Genomic DNA, 17,774 nt, shown 5'->3' on the forward strand with positions numbered 1-17,774 from the left:
GTCATTTACCTGTCAGCATGTAGCCGTGGTGACGTATGGTTTTAATGGTAGCCGTATGGATATGAGCCTTAGAGAATTTCTTCCTTAGTGAGGATATACGCATATCAATCGAACGATCAGTAATACAGTATTCAATGCCTCGGGCAAGACGGCAACATGATTCACGAGATACTGGCTTATCGACATTCAGCATCAGGAGCTCTAAAATTTCAAACTCAGAACTCGTTAAACCAATATCTTTTTGCAAATAAAATGCTTGGGAGCGACGAAGACAAAGACTAATGCCATATCGGCTCAGCTTTTCTTCTTCAACGATATCAACTTGACGACAATAGCGACGCAACGCTGCTTCAATACGGGCGAGCAAAATATTACCTTTTATCGGTTTGGTAAGGTAATCATCAGCACCGAACTTAAATAAGCTCACCTCGCTCATTTCATCATCGGTCGCAGTCAAAACAATGATAATACCATGATAAAACTTACGCGCCTCTTGGCATATTTCTGCGCCATTTTTTCCTGGTAACATCAAATCTAACAGCACTAGGTCCGGCTTGAGCCCCTTAATCGTTTCTAATGCATTTTGACCGTTATCGATGACAGTTACCGTATATCCTTCGGCTTCGAGGTACATTTTGGTTAATCGAGCAATCTCTGAGTCGTCTTCTACCAGTAAGATTGTATTACCCACCATGAATCATTTACTCCACCAATATGATGGAGGGAGTATATCGCTCGTCCTATACTGCGCAACCTACTTAAATGATAATTTTAATAAAACGCAGGCTTACATACGCTTACAAACCATACATATACGATAATCCTAATCATTCTATACCCCTAAAACCATGCAATAACCTGAGGTTTTATTCATTATCAGAATATAGCTTCACATAGAAAATAAAATTCGGAATAAAAATCCACTATATTTTTAAATATATCGAATAATAGGTCTTACCAAAAAACAATATCAACATATATGACTTAGTTTGCTTATATAGACAGGACTTTATGTTGCTTCTAAGTTTCCTGCTCTAATAAAGTCTACGAGTAACATGAAATGAGATATTCCAAATTAACACCTTTAGCCATATTTTGCGCGATAAGTCTAACTGCTTGTGGCGGCAGTGAATCTAATTCGAAACCATCGACAACGACACCTCCAACACCACCAATGCCAACATTGAGCACTGTCACAATCCCAACTGTCGTTTCTACAGAGTTTCCGGCCAAGTTAAAAGTGGCTGCTGATTCGGGCTTCACCCACTATGTGAAAATCTCCCTTTCCGAAGCAAACAACAACGATACATTTCACATTGTGGCTGTTGATGACGGTGCGAATAATGAAAAAATCTTTCGTGCAGCCAAAATCATCCAACACCTTCTCACAAACCAACCAGACTCTAAGTACGGTGCTGACAAGTCTCGTATCGCTAAGACATTAGCCGAGCGTGATGCCACACTAATGCTGACCGAAAACGACGAACAGAATGATGAGATGTTAACCAAAATCTTTATCAACGAACTGATTCGCCAAGGCAAATTGAACGATGCAGTTACAAGCTCGGGCTTAGCACACTCTTTTGATACTAGTTCTCTAGAAAAGTTTGTTGTAAGCATGATGGTACTTAACGAAGATGATATGGATACACTTGTCACATCTATCGCGTCAACATTAGTAACTAGTAAAGAAACACCAAACTGGCTAAGGAATAGCCAATCTTTAATGTATCGAGAACTGACAGTTGAAGGCGATTGCCATTACATGAGTAATTTTGCCGATTACTGCGCCAATCTTGGTAAAAAAGCCGAACGAGACGCCGCTTTTGAAGAAATTTTACACTTGGTCCAAGCGCAAGGTATTGCACCTAACACGGCGACTGCGGCACTGCAAAATGACATTCAAGCTCATGCGTTAAGCATCTATAACGATATTCAATCGGGCAAACCGACGGTGTGGCGCCCTACTCAGTATGACTGGGACGATTGGAAATCGGACGACTTCGATCCTGAAAGTGTGAAACAAACGGGCCCTTCATATTCTCACGAATATTTTGCTGCCGCTTTTGAAGCTTACATGGGTGTAGCAAAAGCAAACGGACATGGTTTAGATGGCTACCAAGCGTTAACGCGTGAAGAAATGCAAACCCAAGATCCACAAGCCGTTGATTGGATCAGTGGCTTATTCCACGGATACTTGCAATATACCGCGAATATCGACTCTGCGGGCGTCAAGCTCTACACAGAAAAGACAAGTCCAGGCACAGTACCTACCTTCCGTATGGCTCCCAACAAAGACGGTTTGATAGAAGCGTACACCTACAAATCTCAGTGGCTAACAAAAGTGAAGATCATTGGCGGCGACGCGATGAATGTGATCGGTAATGATCAAAACAATACTTTTGAAGGCAACAGCAAAGACAACAGCATTTATGGTGAAGGCGGTATCAACACCTATATCGTGCCACACAAACTGGCGGAATGTACTGTTATCAAAGCAAAGAGCGTTTCTGTTGAGTGCCCGAGTACAGGCACTGACGAGTTGTACGACATTCAGAACATCCAATTCACCGACCAAACCCTAGATGTAACCAAGCTATAAACAATGAAAAACATGAAGAAACTTATTCTATTCGCTCCCTTGCTCCTTGCTGGTTGTGGTGGCCTAGCCGTCATGGATCGTACTGATGCCGTAAAAGCACAACCAGAAATGCTGATCAAAACCGACGGTGATTTTTGGGGATTCGGTGCAGATGGCCATTTTGATTTTGCTGGTAAGTACAAAGGCAAGTATTCACGCAGTGCTTCTAACTCAAGTTGGTTTAACCGTATCTCTTTCAAAGAAGGTTCAATGGGCGCAGAAGTGACTCGTATCGACAGCGGAGAAACTTGGCTTTTGAACTGCACCGGAGGCGGTATGTCGGTTAACTACATGGGCGTCGATTTTGGTGGGAATGATCCTTACACCTGTGACATTACTCAAGATGGTAAAAAAGTCGGTGAGTTTGCGATGGAGCCAAAATCGGCTCTCATCGACATCAGCTTTGAAAAAAAAGAGACAGGCGTAGTGCGTATTGGTAGCACCCACTTTAATGTAGAAACTGTACATACTAGTCCTGACGCCATGATGGCGGTAGACATTCCATTGGGTTATAGCTTTAAGGAGGGCACACAAGAAATTGCCGCAGTGCAGACGAACGGTACCATTGCGGTACAGATGCTCCCTGAACTTAGCGAACAAAAAAAGGATGTAATTGCCATCGGCGCTGTTGCAAGTGCACTAAGTTGGCGCCCTAAAAAATAGCCATTACATAAAACAACAACACACAAAAAAACAAAGCCCTCTACTTTTTTGAGGGCTTTTATTGCTTGTACTCATAGAGATAAGTGGAGCACTACTTCTCTAATCTTCCCGTATACTGCTTGGGCGTTAATCCACGATGTTTCTTAAACATACGATTGAAGCTCGCCACATTGGTGTAACCAAGGCGCGTGGCAATGTCATCAATACTCACGCGCTTACTCAACAAACCAGCTGCAATATTACTCAATACATAGCCAGAAACCGTCGAAAAATTGAGCCCTAATTTATGCAAACGACGTTGAAACTGCTGTTCAGATAAATCAAGCAGAGAAGAAACGCGCTCTAACGTTGGCAATCCATAATGGCTGCTGTAATTCACCACTTCATAAATCACTTTCAACTCATCTTCTGGGTCGGGCATATTAAGCAAATCATCCAAATCGGAAAAACTCATCGCTAGACGGCTGTCTTCTCGATGGCTCACTTGGCGAGAAGCTAGTCGGTCATCTCCCGGGATCCATATCTCTGTTTTTGGCTGACTCCATTCCACCTCGCAGCCGAAATATTCCCGGTATCGCTCAGTATTTTTTCTCGAGCCTGAAACCTTGACACGTAAAGGCTGGTAATCTTTGCCAAGAAATTCGCGTAACACCTTAATCATAAATACCGCACAGCGGATACTATCGTGCACCTTTACTGACGTTTCTATAAACGGGTTGTGGTAAGTCCATTTGATGATTTTACCCGACTGTTCGCCAGCAAAAAACGCCCCTGATTGTAGGTTGCTCACACCATAATTCACTCGCCGAATGGTACTGGCTAAATCATTGCCGGAGAATAACCAGCGTCCCACTGGCCCTAGCTTTTGCAGTTCAATACCTCGGCTGAGACTCAACACCACATCCGGGTCACCACTGGCTTGTTCAACACAACGGTACCATTCCGCAACGGCTTTTAGCGGGATCAGTGTCATTGGGTTGCGAAACACCGATGCTGGGATCCCTAACTCATCCGAGTCCAAATTGTATTTAGATAACGCGAGGTTATGCATGTTTAGAATGCCCATCGCACGAATAAACCGAACCGTTTTCATAACCAATCACATCAAATTTAATCCTATAGTGATTGAATCTGTCACAAAGAAAGCCGCAAATCAAATTCAGATCACAATACGCCAACAGTTTGATAGAGGAGTGTTTAATGAGTTTACTGAGTGTCCCATTTGTCGGTACAGGCGCAGATACGGCGTTACATGTTGTCGCTGCTGTCGTTTTAATCGCGAGTGTCGCGGGCGCGTGTTACGGCTTTTGGAAAATCCATGAATTACCTATCAATAAAGCACACAGCAAAGACCATCATCAGATAGGGCTCATCACTGCGCTGACCTGGATAGGGTTTGTCTGGCACTGGGTTTGGGTGCTAGCCGTGATCTTTGCATTTGTTGATATGGAAAAAGCCATCATCAATCTGCGTGATACATGGAAAAGTAAACCGCAAACAGAAACACAGCCAAAAGAGGAAGCATAATGTTAGAAGGTTTAGCGGTATGGGCACTCTTCATCTATCTGTTGCGTTTGGTTGGCATGCCTTGGAACAAAGCAACCAAATCGTTCGCTTATCTTGGCGGCTTGGGTTGGCTAATGTTCGTCTGGGTAGGTTTGATTAACTTCACCCCGATGGATTTATCCGGCGGTTCTGTCGTGCAGTCACCACACATCCAATTGCGTCCAGATTCAACCAATGTAAAAGGTAAAGTTGACCACATTTACATTGAGCCGAATCAGAAAGTTAAAGAAGGTCAGCTAATTTATGAACTTGACCCAACGCAATACAAAATCGCATTAAATCAAGCGAACGTATCCGCTGATTCTGCTCGCGTTGCATTAGCTACAGCAAAAGGCGACATCGAGATTGAAGAAGCTAATCACGAAGCGCTAGTGCAAGATCTAGAAACATCAAAGAGCCAGTTGGAAGCGGCCAAAGTTGACTACAAATTGCAGAAAAAAATGCTAGATCGTTATGTTGAGCAAAACCGAGTGGTGCAAAACACCATCACGGAAAGCGACATCGACAAACAATCGAGTGCGGTTGATATGGCACGTCACAACGTGTTAACCCTTGAGTCTCAAATTAAGAAGAAACAAGTCGATATTTCCCGTGCAAAACTGGCGATTCATAAAGCCGAGTTAGCGGTTGAAACGAAACAAGCTGAATTGCGTCAAGCGGAAGAGCAAATTGCAAAAGCACAATGGGATTTGAACAGCACCAAAGTGCATGCACCAACAGATGGCTTTGTCACCAACTTTATCCTGCGTGAAGGTCAGCGTGTATCGATGATGCCGCGTATCAACATGTACACTAACGAGAAGTACGTGCTGATGCGAGTCAACCACCAGGCGATTCGTAACATCAAACCGGGTCAGCCAGCGGAATTCTCTTCGTCCGTTTATCCAGGTAAGATCTTCTCAGCGACCGTCGAAGGCATTGTTGAAGCAACAGGTGAGTCACAAGGTAATCTACTGGGTTTCGATGATTCTATTCGCGTGACAACCGGCAAGAACTTACAAAACAAACATCACTTTGTTCGTCTTAAGATTGATGAGCCAGAAGGCTACGACATCCCTGTTGGCTCTGTTGGCCTGGCATGGGTCAGCGGTGAAAAACCGATAGGCTTCATGGCCTTCTTAGATGTGATTCGCGGGATCATCATCCGAATGAAGTCTCAACTGTACTTCTTCTACTCTATCTAAACTCGCAAACCGCCAGTTACGCTGGCGGTTTTCTTTTCATTTGTATCCAAACATATCCTTTTCCCGTATAACAATTAGTTAGTAAATAGCGGAGAAGATTCATGTCGGTAAAGGAAAGAAGCCTACCTACCCATCGCATCTCAAGATTCAGCAAGTTCGCTTCACTTGCTACCCGTGTCGCAGGCAATGTGATTGCAGAAGGCACGAAGCAGATAGCCAAAGGCAACAAACCAAAAGCGAAAGACCTCTTGCTGACGCCACAGAACATCGCGCGTTTAACCGACCAACTTGCTCACCTACGTGGCGCTGCAATGAAGCTTGGACAAATGCTATCAATGGATGCTGGTGATGTTTTAGAACCTGAACTCGCCGATATTCTTTCCCGTCTTCGTTCCAACGCAGACCCAATGCCTGCAAAACAACTCAACGCAGTAATGGAAAGTTCGCTAGGAACGAATTGGAAAGCTGAGTTTCTGTCATTTAACTTCAAACCAATCGCCAGTGCATCAATAGGACAAGTGCACCAAGCTTACAGCGATGCGGGCGATAACCTAGCCGTCAAAGTGCAATATCCGGGCATACGGAAAAGTATCGATAGCGACGTCGATAATGTCGGTACACTGCTCAAGGTCGTTGGGTTGATTCCCGAGTCTGTCGACTACAAAGGATTGCTCGAAGAAGCGAAAAAGCAGCTACATGACGAGGCCGATTACGCACGAGAGGCACAATTTGCCATTCGTTATCATGACGCTTTGAAGGAGCACCCTCATTTTGTGGTGCCCAAGATTCATACTGAAAGTTGCTCAGACTCCGTTCTCGCGATGGAATTCATTGATGGCAGCCCGATTGAGAAAATCGAACATTATGATCAGAGTACGCGAGATTTTGTCATGCACAGCCTACTCGAATTACTGTTTCGAGAGCTGTTCGAATTTAAGATGGTACAAACCGATCCAAATTTCGCCAACTACTTATATATCGAAAACACTCGTCAAATCGGCTTGCTAGATTTCGGGGCCACTCGCGAGTACAGCGAGCGGTTCAGCACTGGTTATCGCCAAGCTTTCGCATCTGTCGTTAACAATGACGAACAAGGCTTGAATGATGCGCTTGAACAAATAGGCTTCTTCAGCCAAACCATCCTTCCAGACCAACGCCAAGCGATTCTCGATCTAGTGAAAATGGCATGTGAACCTATGTTGGTCGATGAGCCCTATGATTTCAAAGCCAGCGGCTTAGCACAAAAGCTTCGCGAGGCTGGCACCATTCTAAGCATGGAGCAAGAATACTGGCATACTCCACCAGCAGATGCCCTATTTTTACACAGAAAAATCGGCGGAATGTACTTGCTGGCAGCCCGTATTGGCGCAAAAGTGAACATTCGCCAATTGGTACAGCCATATCTCACCATCAACAGCGAATAGCCTATTGTTTTTCTGTTACTTTCAAGTACCTTGAGCAAGGTTAAGATGCATAGTTGTGCATCTCAATAACATGCCATACTTCCATAAAACGAATTAACTATCGGGGTACTCGGTGAGCAAGTTTCAAGATCTCTCCACTCTAATCCAGCAAATTGGCCAAGCCGAAGAAGCGGATCAAGTCGCAACGCTCAATGAATCTATTGAAGCGGGCCTCGAGCCCGGCGCGGTTGCCCTGATTCTAGAAGCCTTTCCAATCGACGATCGTGTTCGCTTATGGCGAGCTTTACCACTAGAGCTACATATCGACGTGTTAACGGAAATGCGTGCGGACGTACGTTTCTCTATCATCAACGCGTTATCTGAAGTCGAGCTAAAACTCACTCTCGCTAAACTCGACAACTTATCGCTCATCGAATGGGCCGATTCGTTGCCAGAGTCGATCATCAACGAAGCACTCTCGTTGATAGAAAAAGATGAGTTGGAACTTTACGATCAAGCAAACGAGTATGCTGATGAAGAACTCGGCCACTGGGCTGAACGTAAGATCATCACTCTGCCCTTCAACATTACGATTGGGACAGCTAAGCAGTTAATGGAGCGCTATAGCTACGACACGCCTCAACAGGTGTATCTGATTAATCGTAATAAACAGTATCGTGGAACGGTCAACTACTTCGATATCTTGCGTGGTGACCCCGATACTCGCTTAAAAACACTCGTTATTGAGGCTGTGACGGTTCTAGACAGTAAAATGATGCTTCCTGAAGCGGTAGAGGCATTAGAACACAGCACACTGCCCGCTCTCCCTGTAACTGATGCAGACCAAACACTGATCGGTGAAGTCGATTGGCAGTTTGCATTGAGTACACAGCGTGAAATCTACGAAGCACGTTTGATGGCCGGTACAGGTATGGATGAAGGCGATGACTTGTTTGCGCCAGTATTAAAAAGCTCGCAAAAGCGCGGTGTTTGGTTAGGCATCAATTTGCTTACTGCGATTTTGGCGTCTGTCACTATCGGACTATTTGAAGATGTAATTGCGCAGGTGGTGGCTTTGGCGGTGCTCATGCCAATTGTTGCATCCATGGGGGGCATTGCTGGCAGCCAAACGCTCACTCTAATGATTCGTGCGATGGCGCTTCATCAGATCACCCCAGGTAACCGTTTCAAGCTATTGAAAAATGAGTTGGGTATTGGCTCTCTGAACGGCATTGCTTGGGCGTTAATCATCGGCGGGCTCGCCGGATTGTGGTTTCAATCTCCGGTTCTAGGTGGGACCATCGCGCTGGCCATTATCGTCAATATTATTACCGCAGCTTTATTTGGTGTGCTGATTCCCATCATTCTGGATAAGTTTAAATTGGACCCCGCTTTGGCTGGCTCGGTGATTCTAACAACAGTGACAGATGTAGTTGGTTTTTTCGCCTTTTTAGGAACGGCGAGTTTAGTCATGCTTTAAAAGGTTCATTGTTTATTAATCAATCATTAGCATAATAGAGTCAAATTGCATAACGCAGTTGCAAATTGCAAACACACTCAAACTTTAAGCAACGCATGTCACAGAAACTACGTATTTTAGGGCATATTAAAGTTGGCACAGTAACTGCATTATATAAATCGACCCTTCTTAAGCCGAGGGTCACCTAGCCAACTGACGTTGTTAGTGAACTTGATTTTGTTCACATGTATATAAGCCAATCGCACTCTTTGCGGTTGGCTATTTTTTTATGTGGCTATTGCCCTCTTATCCTCTGACCGAGCTCGGTTGTACTTTTCTTACCCACAACAGATTGTTTACTGTTTATAAAATTCAAATATTCGCCCACTAAACCATTAGAAATGCCAGCTTCAACAAAAATAAATCACCTACATAAAATAAAACCAAGAAAACACACCCAAGAAAAGAACAAATAACGTCCAAACCAAAAACCTCATCATGAAATCGTTTTCTTTTCATAGAAATCGACTGAACAATCCAGAGTTATAGATAAATTTAATCCATAAAAACAAATAGCAATTCAAAACATTCATTTCACATAGAAAACCTGTCTATAAATCATAGAAAATACGTAAAATCAAAATTTCCACCTTTAGAATTTAAAAATCAAACCATTGTTATTAAAAGAAAAAATACACATCAAAAACAAAGCAAACGTTTAAATTGCAATTTTATCATTGACTATTAAATTTACATCACGATAATACGCGCCGTTTGCCTGAAAATCAGGTGCTATAATTTAATATTTCAATGTGCGGAGGTAATAATGGCTGGAGACAATAACTACAGTCTTGGACCAGTTCCTAACACGGCCAGAAAAGGCGTGGCGTCACTTACAATGGTGATGTTAGGACTCACTTTTTTCTCCGCAAGTATGTGGACTGGGGGTTCTCTCGGTACTGGGCTCTCCTTTAATGATTTTTTCCTCGCTGTTCTCATCGGTAACCTAATCCTCGGTATTTACACTTCTTTCCTCGGTTACATCGGCGCTTCTACTGGTCTCTCTACTCACCTTCTTGCTCGTTTCTCTTTTGGTTCTAAAGGCTCTTGGCTTCCTTCTGCTCTTCTTGGCGGTACTCAAGTTGGGTGGTTTGGAGTTGGTGTCGCGATGTTTGCGATTCCGGTGCACAAAGCAACGGGCATCGATACCAATACTTTGATCCTCGTCTCCGGTTTGCTCATGACCGCGACCGTTTACTTTGGCATCTCCGCACTGATGGTGTTGTCAGCAATTGCCGTTCCTGCCATTGCGCTACTTGGCGGCTACTCTGTCATCGAGGCAGTAAATAGTGTTGGCGGTATAAGCGAACTACAACAGGTTCAACCAACCGAGCCACTCGATTTTTCAATAGCTCTCGCGATGGTTGTCGGCTCTTTTGTCAGTGCTGGTACATTAACGGCGGATTTCGTACGCTTTGGTAAAAAGCCGCGCAGCGCCGTGATGATCACCATGGTGGCATTTTTCATCGGTAACTCGTTAATGTTTATCTTTGGCGCGGCAGGTGCGTCGGTGACGGGTCAATCAGACATCTCTGAAGTGATGATCGCGCAAGGTCTTCTTATTCCAGCTATCATCGTTCTTGGCTTGAACATCTGGACGACCAACGACAACGCGCTCTACGCATCGGGTCTTGGATTTTCCAACATCACAGGCTTACCAAGTAAATACATCTCAATGGCGAACGGTCTTGTTGGCACACTTTGCGCTCTCTGGCTCTACAATAACTTTGTTGGCTGGCTGACCTTCTTATCTTTGGCAATTCCACCGATTGGCGGTGTGATCATCGCTGACTTCTTCACGAACCGTAAACGCTACGCAAACTTTGAAGCCGCCCAATTCCAAAACGTTAACTGGGCTGGCATTATCGCTGTCGTGATTGGCGTTGGTGCGGGACACTTCCTGCCTGGCGTAGTGCCGATTAACGCTGTACTTGGCGGCGCAATTAGCTTCCTGATTCTTAATCCTGTTCTCAACAAAAAAGCACTGGCTACACAGCCAGCGTAAGGAACCATCATGACAACACTACTGATCAAAAACGTAACGCTAAAAGGACAAGAAGGTCTGCAGCAAATTTTGATTGAAGATGGTCAATTCAAGCGCATTGAAAGCAACGATGTGGAGCTTAGTCATAACGGTGACATCATCGATGCTGAAGGCGGTATGGCGATTGCGCCTTTCTGCGAGCCACACATTCACTTAGATACAACTCAAACCGCAGGTGAGCCAAGCTGGAACATTTCTGGCACATTGTTTGAGGGTATTGAACGTTGGGCTGAGCGCAAAGAAATGCTGTCGATTGAAGACGTGAAAGCGCGCGCAAAACAAACCTTAAAATGGCAGATAGCAAACGGCGTACAACACGTTCGTACCCACGTCGATGTTTCAGACCCTACCCTAATTGCCCTAAAAGCGATGGTAGAAGTGCGTGAAGAGATGAAAGAATGGGTAGATATCCAAATCGTCGCCTTCCCGCAGGAAGGAATTCTCTCTTACCCAAATGGCAAAGAGCTGCTAGAAGAAGCCGTCAAATTAGGTGCGGACGTGATTGGCGCGATTCCACACTTTGAATTCACACGCGAATATGGCATTGAATCGCTGCACTACGTATTCGAGTTAGCGAAAAAATACGACCGCCTGATCGACGTGCATTGTGATGAAATCGATGACGAACAATCTCGGTTCGTTGAAACACTGGCAGCATTAGCGCACAAGTTTGATATGGGGAATAAAGTCACGGCCAGTCACACCACAGCGATGGGTTCCTACAACGGTGCATACGCATCTCGCCTGTTCCGTTTATTACGCATGTCCGGTATCAACTTCGTGGCAAATCCATTGGTGAACATTCACTTACAAGGACGTTTTGATGATTACCCAAAACGTCGCGGCGTAACACGAGTGAAAGAGATGCTGAATGCCAACATCAACGTCTGCTTTGGACACGATGATGTATTTGACCCTTGGTACCCACTAGGCACTGCAAACATGCTGCAAGTACTGCATATGGGTCTGCACGTGTGTCAGGTGATGGGTTACGACCAAATCAACAACTCACTGGATCTGATCAGCACCAATTCAGCACGTACACTGAACATTCAAGATAAGCACGGCATTGAAGAAGGCAAACCAGGTAGTTTACTGATTCTTCCCGCAGAAAATGGTTTTGACGCAGTACGTCGCCAAGTGCCGGTTCGCTACTCTGTTCGTCACGGTAAAGTGATTGCAGAAACACAGCCTGCAACAACTCATATTCATCTTGAACAAGCAGAGCAAGTAACGTTCAAACGCTAAAAAGATCGGCGAAACTAAAAAGGCCTGACGACATCGTCAGACCTTTTTTCTACTGGTAAACATCACTGCTCGCTCTGTCTATTCTTGTCTCATAAACCACTGAACACATTGAAAGGCCATATAAAACGGCTCAGTACCAAACGTTGCACAAGGTTCTGGTGGCTGAATCTCAATTACACCATCGCACTTGGAAATTATTCTAAGCGTTGGGCATACTTCTGACTTCATTTTAGTTGTAGATATGAACCATGACGTCATTAAGCCAGATAGAACCGCAATTTTTGGAATTTATGCAGCAAGAGATGCAAGTAGATGCAGCTCATGATCTTAAACACGTAAAACGCGTGGTCAAAACAGCGAAACAGCTCTGCAAAGAAGAAAATGCAGACATCGCGATTGTATTACCGGCTGCCTATTTGCATGATTGCTTTACTTACCCGAAAGATCACCCAAATCGCAAAGAGAGCTCAATCATCGCAGCCAAAAAAGCGGTCGCATTTTTAGAGAGTATCGATTATCCGCAGCAATATCATGATGCCATTGCTCATGCGATAGAGGCACACAGCTTTAGCGCAAACATCAGGCCAAATACGTTAGAAGCCAAAATCGTCCAAGATGCCGACCGTCTGGACGCTTTAGGCGCAATTGGCGTGACGCGATGCATTCAAGTCAGCACTCAATTTAACGCGCAACTTTACAACGACAGCGATATATTTGCCGAAGAACGTGAACTTAACGATAAACAATTCACTCTGGATCACTTTCAGACCAAGTTATTCAAAATCGCTGAAACTATGAACACAGAGTCAGCAAGACGCGAAGCGCAAAAACGCAAAACCTTTATGCAAACGTACCTAGAGCAGTTACACGACGAGGTAACAGCGTAAATGTCAGAAAGCTATACGTTAATTAAAGAGCTTAAACGCCAACTAAAGTTAGCTGGGCTGCATTATGCGGATGTTGCACAACACCTTGATTTAAGTGAAGGAAGCGTCAAACGTTTACTCGCTGAAGGTCAACACATTAGTCTTGAACGCTTAGAACGCATTTGCCAATTGATTGGTTTAGAAATGGCGGAACTGTTTAAGCTCGCGGCTGCGCACAATAAAGGTCTAGAGTCGCTAACGTTAGAGCAAGAAAAGCAGTTGGTTGATGATAAAGCCCTGCTACTCGTGGCAATCTGTGTTGTAAATGGCTATCAGTTTGAGCAAATCGTTCAGCAATACACCTTCAATGAGTTGGAACTGGTGCAAAAGCTTGCTCATTTGGATCGTCTGAACATCATCGACTTACAGCCAAATAACAAAATTCGTTTGCGTATATCTCCGACATTTAAGTGGCAGATGGGCGGCCCTATTCAACGGTTCTTCCAACAGCAAGTTCAAGACGCCTTTTTCCAAAGCTACTTTTCTGGTGAAGATGAAAAGTTCTCCATGGCAACAGGACTGATCAGTGTACCAAGCAACAAGAAGCTACAACAGAAACTGCAAAAGGTCATCGATGAGTTTTATCAGGCTTGCCAAAATGATAGCTCTCTCGATATGGACGAAAAGCACGGCACCTCTCTGATTATTGCGATGCGTCGTTGGACGTTCCCTTTGTTTGAACCATGGGAAAGAAAACCTGCTCAGAAGTCTCGGAATTAGTAACTCAATAAACGAATGGAAATGAAAGTAACGAATTTCGTTACTTTTGGTGGCATACAACGTCACTTGAAAGAGAAAGCTGGTTTAATCGTTCATTGAGCATAAAGTGCTCCCATCTCATTCGACTTTGTTTAATCAGGGCCCGTATGTTTTTCTCAAAACGCTTTTTTCCTTACTTTGTGACGCAATGCCTTGGCGCACTCAATGACAACATCTACAAAAACGTTCTGTTATTGATGGTGACATACAGCCAAATTGATAACCTACCAATATCCGTCAATCTATTCGTTAATTTGGCGGCAGGCTTATTCATCCTACCTTTCTTTCTATTCTCAGCGCATGCTGGTGCCGTCGCTGACAGCATGGACAAAGCCAAATTAATCCGACGTCTAAAGCTCATCGAGCTGGCTATCATGTCTTGCGCAGCAACCGCTATTGCCACCCAAAGTGCCATGCTGATGCTGGTTCTGCTGTTTATGACAGGCACTCAATCGGCCTATTTTGGTCCCGTGAAATACGCCTTGTTACCACAAGCGCTCAAACCAAATGAGCTTGTTAAAGGAAATGCTTGGGTTGAAATGGGCACGTTTCTTTCGATTCTTATAGGTACGCTTAGCGCAGGCCTGCTGCTAGCCATTCCTAATGGTACCTTGATTGCTTCTTGTACCGTGATTGCCTTGTCTTTGCTTGGGTTCATGAGCAGCGTGAATATTCCAACGATGCCTAGCCAATCGAATGACAAAGCGGAATTTGAACCGATTTCTGGTTTAAAGAACACGTTAAAAGTGGCAAAAAAACAGAGAGGCATCTGGATGTCTATTCTTGCCATCAGTTGGTTCTGGTTCATGGGTGCGACTTACCTAACTCAATTCCCTAACTTCGCACGCGAACATTTGTTCGCAGATAGCACTGTCGTTTCTTTACTGTTGGCATTGTTTTCGATTGGTATCGCGACAGGCTCTTGGTTGTGTGAAAAACTTTCTTTCAACCACGTTGAGCTTGGTATTTTGCCATTCGGTATCCTTGGTCTGACAGTCTTTGGCGTCGACTTGCTATGGGCAGTCCCAAGTTATCCATCACTTCCGGTGCACTTTTATGATGTGCAAAGCTTCGTTGCTGAATCAAAACATCTGCGCGTCATGATTGACCTGTTCCTTGTTGGTGTAAGCGGCGGTGTCTTTATTGTTCCTCTTTATGCGTTCATCCAATCGCGTTCAAACAAAAGGGAGTGTGCACGTGCCATTGCTGCTAACAACATCATGAATGCGTTGTTTATGGTGGTGTCTGCTTTGGTTTCGATCGTTGTACTCAGCGTACTAGAGCTTTCTATTGTGGAACTGTTTGCCATGATGGCAATAGGTAACTTTTTCGTGGCGATCTATGTATATCGCCAAGTACCGGAATTTACACAACGCTTTATCAGTTATTTACTCAGCCATTGTATGTATCGTGTGTCCGTAAAGGGGCGCCAACATATTCCTGAACAAGGTGCTGCGTTAATCGTGGCTAACCATGTTAGCTATGTCGATGCATTGATTTTGATGGGAACCTCTACTCGCCCGGTTCGTTTTGTGATGGACAAGTCCATCAGCGAGCTACCTGTTCTTAAATATGTATTCCGTCATGCCGGTGTTATCCCGATCTGTTCTCCACGTAAGTGTGCCGACACTTACCGACGAGCATTTGAACAGATTGAACAAGCACTTAACGACGGTGAGGTTGTCTGTATCTTCCCTGAGGGTCGTTTAACGTCTAACGGTCAATTGGGTGAGTTTCGCCCTGGTGTGGAAAAAATCCTTGAACGTAACCCTGTTCCTGTCATCCCTATGGCGTTAAAAGGGCTTTGGGGTTCTTTTTTCAGCCACAAAGGCGGACATGCTCTCACAAAACGACCGACTCGTTTTTGGTCAAAAGTGGATGTTGTAATCGGTGAAGTGTTAAGTCCTGCGTCTTTAAATCGTCATCAATTGCAACAACAAGTACAGGATTTACTGGGCTGAGTCGCTTGCTACAGCAGTCAAACTTTGCAGCAAAACGTAAATATGCACCACAAAGCACAAGTAGTTTCTTGTCAATTAGAGTAGGATATTACGACGTCATAAATCTAGGAGGTATTATGAAAATCATCATCTTACATGGTCTTTATATGCATGGGCTGGTCATGCAGCCTCTTAGCCAAAAGCTGAGAAAACTCGGATACGAAACGCAAGTACTCAGCTATAACACTGTTGCTATCGATGAGTCTTCACTGTTTGATTCTATTGATCATTCGCTTAATCCACTGACCACAAACGTCCTCGTGGGACACAGCTTGGGAGGCTTGATGATTAAGCGCTATCTCGCCAACAGAAAACCGAGCACTAACTTAATCTCTCATGTTGTCGCTATCGGTTCGCCTCTGAAAGGCGCGTCCATTGTAGGTCGAATTCAAGATCTCGGATTGGGTGCAATTTTAGGCAATTCGCCACACCACGGATTAAACAAACATGATGACGCTTGGGATTTCCCTCAAAAACTCGGCAGTATCGCAGGAACGATGCCGATTGGCGCTCGCCCATTGTTGATCCGTAATGACAACACCATGTCGGACGGTACGGTTACCGTAGAAGAGACAAGACTGGACGGTATGCAAGATCATATCGAAGTGAAGCAAACGCATACGAGCCTGATTTACAACACCTTCGTGCCGCAGCAGATTGATCACTTTATTCACACAGATTATTTCCGTCGATAGCACACTTTTCCATCATACAGATGGAATCGACTTTCCAAGCTATTCAGTTCGCAGTACTATCCTAGCTCCACTTCTTCACAACTTGGATGAAGTGGTACATTTTTAATTGTTCTCAGGGCGGGGCGAAATTCCCCACCGGCGGTATACTTTTTCAAGTGAGCCCGCGAGCGCTCGATTCGTCGAGGTCAGCAGATCTGGTGAGATGCCAGAGCCGACGGTTATAGTCCGGATGAAAGAGAATAAGAATACACCAGCATAGCGAGTCAGATTGCTAAGAATGCTGGTGCACTTCTTTTTGATCGTATTTTACGGCGATCTCTCATACCGCCCTGATTCTGGTGAAATTTAGGAGTTAACCATGAATCAGTCATCACTACTTGCCGAATTCGGCGACCCAATTACTCGCGTTGAAAACGCACTTATCGCTTTAAAAGAAGGCCGTGGCGTACTGCTTCTTGATGATGAAGATCGCGAAAACGAAGGCGATATCATTTATTCAGTCGAGCACCTCACTAACGAGCAAATGGCATTGATGATCCGCGAATGTAGCGGCATCGTTTGTTTGTGCTTAACAGATGTTCAAGCAGACAAACTGGAACTGCCTCCAATGGTGGTAAACAACAACAGCGCAAACCAAACCGCATTTACGGTTTCTATTGAAGCGAAAGTTGGTGTAACAACGGGTGTTTCAGCAGCAGACCGCGTAACGACCATTAAAACGGCGGCAAACCCGCACGCAAAACCGGAAGATCTTGCTCGCCCGGGTCACGTATTCCCTCTGCGCGCACGTCCAGGTGGTGTAATGACTCGCCGTGGTCACACAGAAGGTACGATTGATCTGATGCAAATGGCAGGGCTTCAACCCGCTGGCGTACTGTGTGAAGTGACCAATCCAGATGGCACGATGGCAAAGGCACCGGAGATCGTAGCATTCGGTCGCCTCCACAACATGCCGGTACTGACGATTGAAGATATGGTAATGTACCTGAACCAGTTCGAGTTGAAACTGGCATAGTCAGATCTCAGTGACCCGTCCTGATATGGGTTGACACTTTTTAACTAAAACGCTCGATGTACTTCATCGGGCGTTTTGTATTTTAAAGCCGTATGAGGCCTCATTTGATTA

Annotated in this window: 15 protein-coding genes and 1 riboswitch; of the genes, 13 read left to right on the plus strand and 2 right to left on the minus strand. The window is 44.7% G+C overall.

Annotation, left to right across the window (positions count from 1 at the left end; genetic code table 11):
• Position 1: 1 nt before the first annotated feature.
• Complete coding sequence (locus R7040_RS20815; RefSeq protein ID WP_005373624.1) at positions 2-694, minus strand: response regulator transcription factor; 693 nt, start codon at positions 692-694, stop codon at positions 2-4.
• A gap of 366 nt (positions 695-1,060) precedes the next feature.
• Here R7040_RS20815 and R7040_RS20820 point away from each other — a divergent pair, with 366 nt between their 5' ends.
• Both R7040_RS20820 and R7040_RS20825 read left to right on the plus strand, forming a co-directional pair.
• Positions 1,061-2,602: a hypothetical protein gene (locus tag R7040_RS20820; protein WP_031777160.1), complete on the plus strand. Its 1,542-nt coding sequence runs from the start codon at positions 1,061-1,063 to the stop codon at positions 2,600-2,602.
• A gap of 12 nt (positions 2,603-2,614) precedes the next feature.
• The gene (locus tag R7040_RS20825; protein WP_031778833.1) at positions 2,615-3,304 is read left to right on the plus strand and encodes a hypothetical protein; all 690 of its coding nucleotides are present in this window, start codon (positions 2,615-2,617) and stop codon (positions 3,302-3,304) included.
• Between the two features lie 91 nt (positions 3,305-3,395).
• On the opposite strand, the gene R7040_RS20830 is transcribed toward R7040_RS20825, so the two are convergent.
• Positions 3,396-4,397: an AraC family transcriptional regulator gene (locus R7040_RS20830; RefSeq protein WP_053304538.1), complete on the minus strand. Its 1,002-nt coding sequence runs from the start codon at positions 4,395-4,397 to the stop codon at positions 3,396-3,398.
• Positions 4,398-4,504: 107 nt separating this feature from the next.
• Here R7040_RS20830 and R7040_RS20835 point away from each other — a divergent pair, with 107 nt between their 5' ends.
• The 11 genes from R7040_RS20835 (at position 4,505) to ribB (ending at position 17,663) form a co-directional block, all read left to right on the plus strand.
• Complete coding sequence (locus R7040_RS20835; protein ID WP_017635162.1) at positions 4,505-4,831, plus strand: MFS transporter; 327 nt, start codon at positions 4,505-4,507, stop codon at positions 4,829-4,831.
• Entirely contained in the window at positions 4,831-6,054 is a 1,224-nt protein-coding gene (locus R7040_RS20840; RefSeq protein WP_318096955.1) for an HlyD family secretion protein, read from the plus strand. The genes R7040_RS20835 and R7040_RS20840 overlap by 1 nt, the downstream gene beginning before the upstream one ends.
• 101 nt (positions 6,055-6,155) lie before the next feature.
• Positions 6,156-7,478, plus strand: coding sequence for an ABC1 kinase family protein (locus R7040_RS20845; protein WP_064354864.1), 1,323 nt, complete (start codon positions 6,156-6,158; stop codon positions 7,476-7,478).
• A gap of 112 nt (positions 7,479-7,590) precedes the next feature.
• Positions 7,591-8,937, plus strand: a complete 1,347-nt coding sequence (locus R7040_RS20850) for a magnesium transporter (RefSeq protein ID WP_318096957.1) — start codon at positions 7,591-7,593, stop codon at positions 8,935-8,937.
• A gap of 805 nt (positions 8,938-9,742) precedes the next feature.
• Entirely contained in the window at positions 9,743-10,981 is a 1,239-nt protein-coding gene (codB, locus tag R7040_RS20855; RefSeq protein WP_064354865.1) for a cytosine permease, read from the plus strand.
• 9 nt (positions 10,982-10,990) lie between these two features.
• The gene (locus R7040_RS20860) at positions 10,991-12,268 is read left to right on the plus strand and encodes a cytosine deaminase (protein ID WP_064354866.1); all 1,278 of its coding nucleotides are present in this window, start codon (positions 10,991-10,993) and stop codon (positions 12,266-12,268) included.
• 248 nt (positions 12,269-12,516) lie between these two features.
• Entirely contained in the window at positions 12,517-13,155 is a 639-nt protein-coding gene (locus tag R7040_RS20865; protein WP_017819864.1) for an HD domain-containing protein, read from the plus strand.
• Positions 13,156-13,914, plus strand: a complete 759-nt coding sequence (locus R7040_RS20870; RefSeq protein WP_064354867.1) for a helix-turn-helix domain-containing protein — start codon at positions 13,156-13,158, stop codon at positions 13,912-13,914.
• 146 nt (positions 13,915-14,060) lie between these two features.
• Positions 14,061-15,914: an MFS transporter gene (locus tag R7040_RS20875; protein WP_318081548.1), complete on the plus strand. Its 1,854-nt coding sequence runs from the start codon at positions 14,061-14,063 to the stop codon at positions 15,912-15,914.
• A 116-nt stretch (positions 15,915-16,030) separates the two neighbouring features.
• Positions 16,031-16,648 (plus strand): hypothetical protein, encoded by a 618-nt coding sequence (locus R7040_RS20880; RefSeq protein ID WP_064354868.1) that lies wholly within the window; start codon positions 16,031-16,033, stop codon positions 16,646-16,648.
• Positions 16,649-16,752: 104 nt separating this feature from the next.
• Positions 16,753-16,893, plus strand: a riboswitch (FMN riboswitch).
• A gap of 113 nt (positions 16,894-17,006) precedes the next feature.
• Positions 17,007-17,663 carry a 3,4-dihydroxy-2-butanone-4-phosphate synthase gene (gene ribB, locus R7040_RS20885; protein ID WP_005385579.1) on the plus strand — a complete coding sequence of 219 codons (657 nt, stop codon included), beginning with the start codon at positions 17,007-17,009 and terminating at the stop codon, positions 17,661-17,663.
• Positions 17,664-17,774: the final 111 nt, after the last annotated feature.

It is taken from the genome of Vibrio sp. 1069, assembly GCF_033340555.1.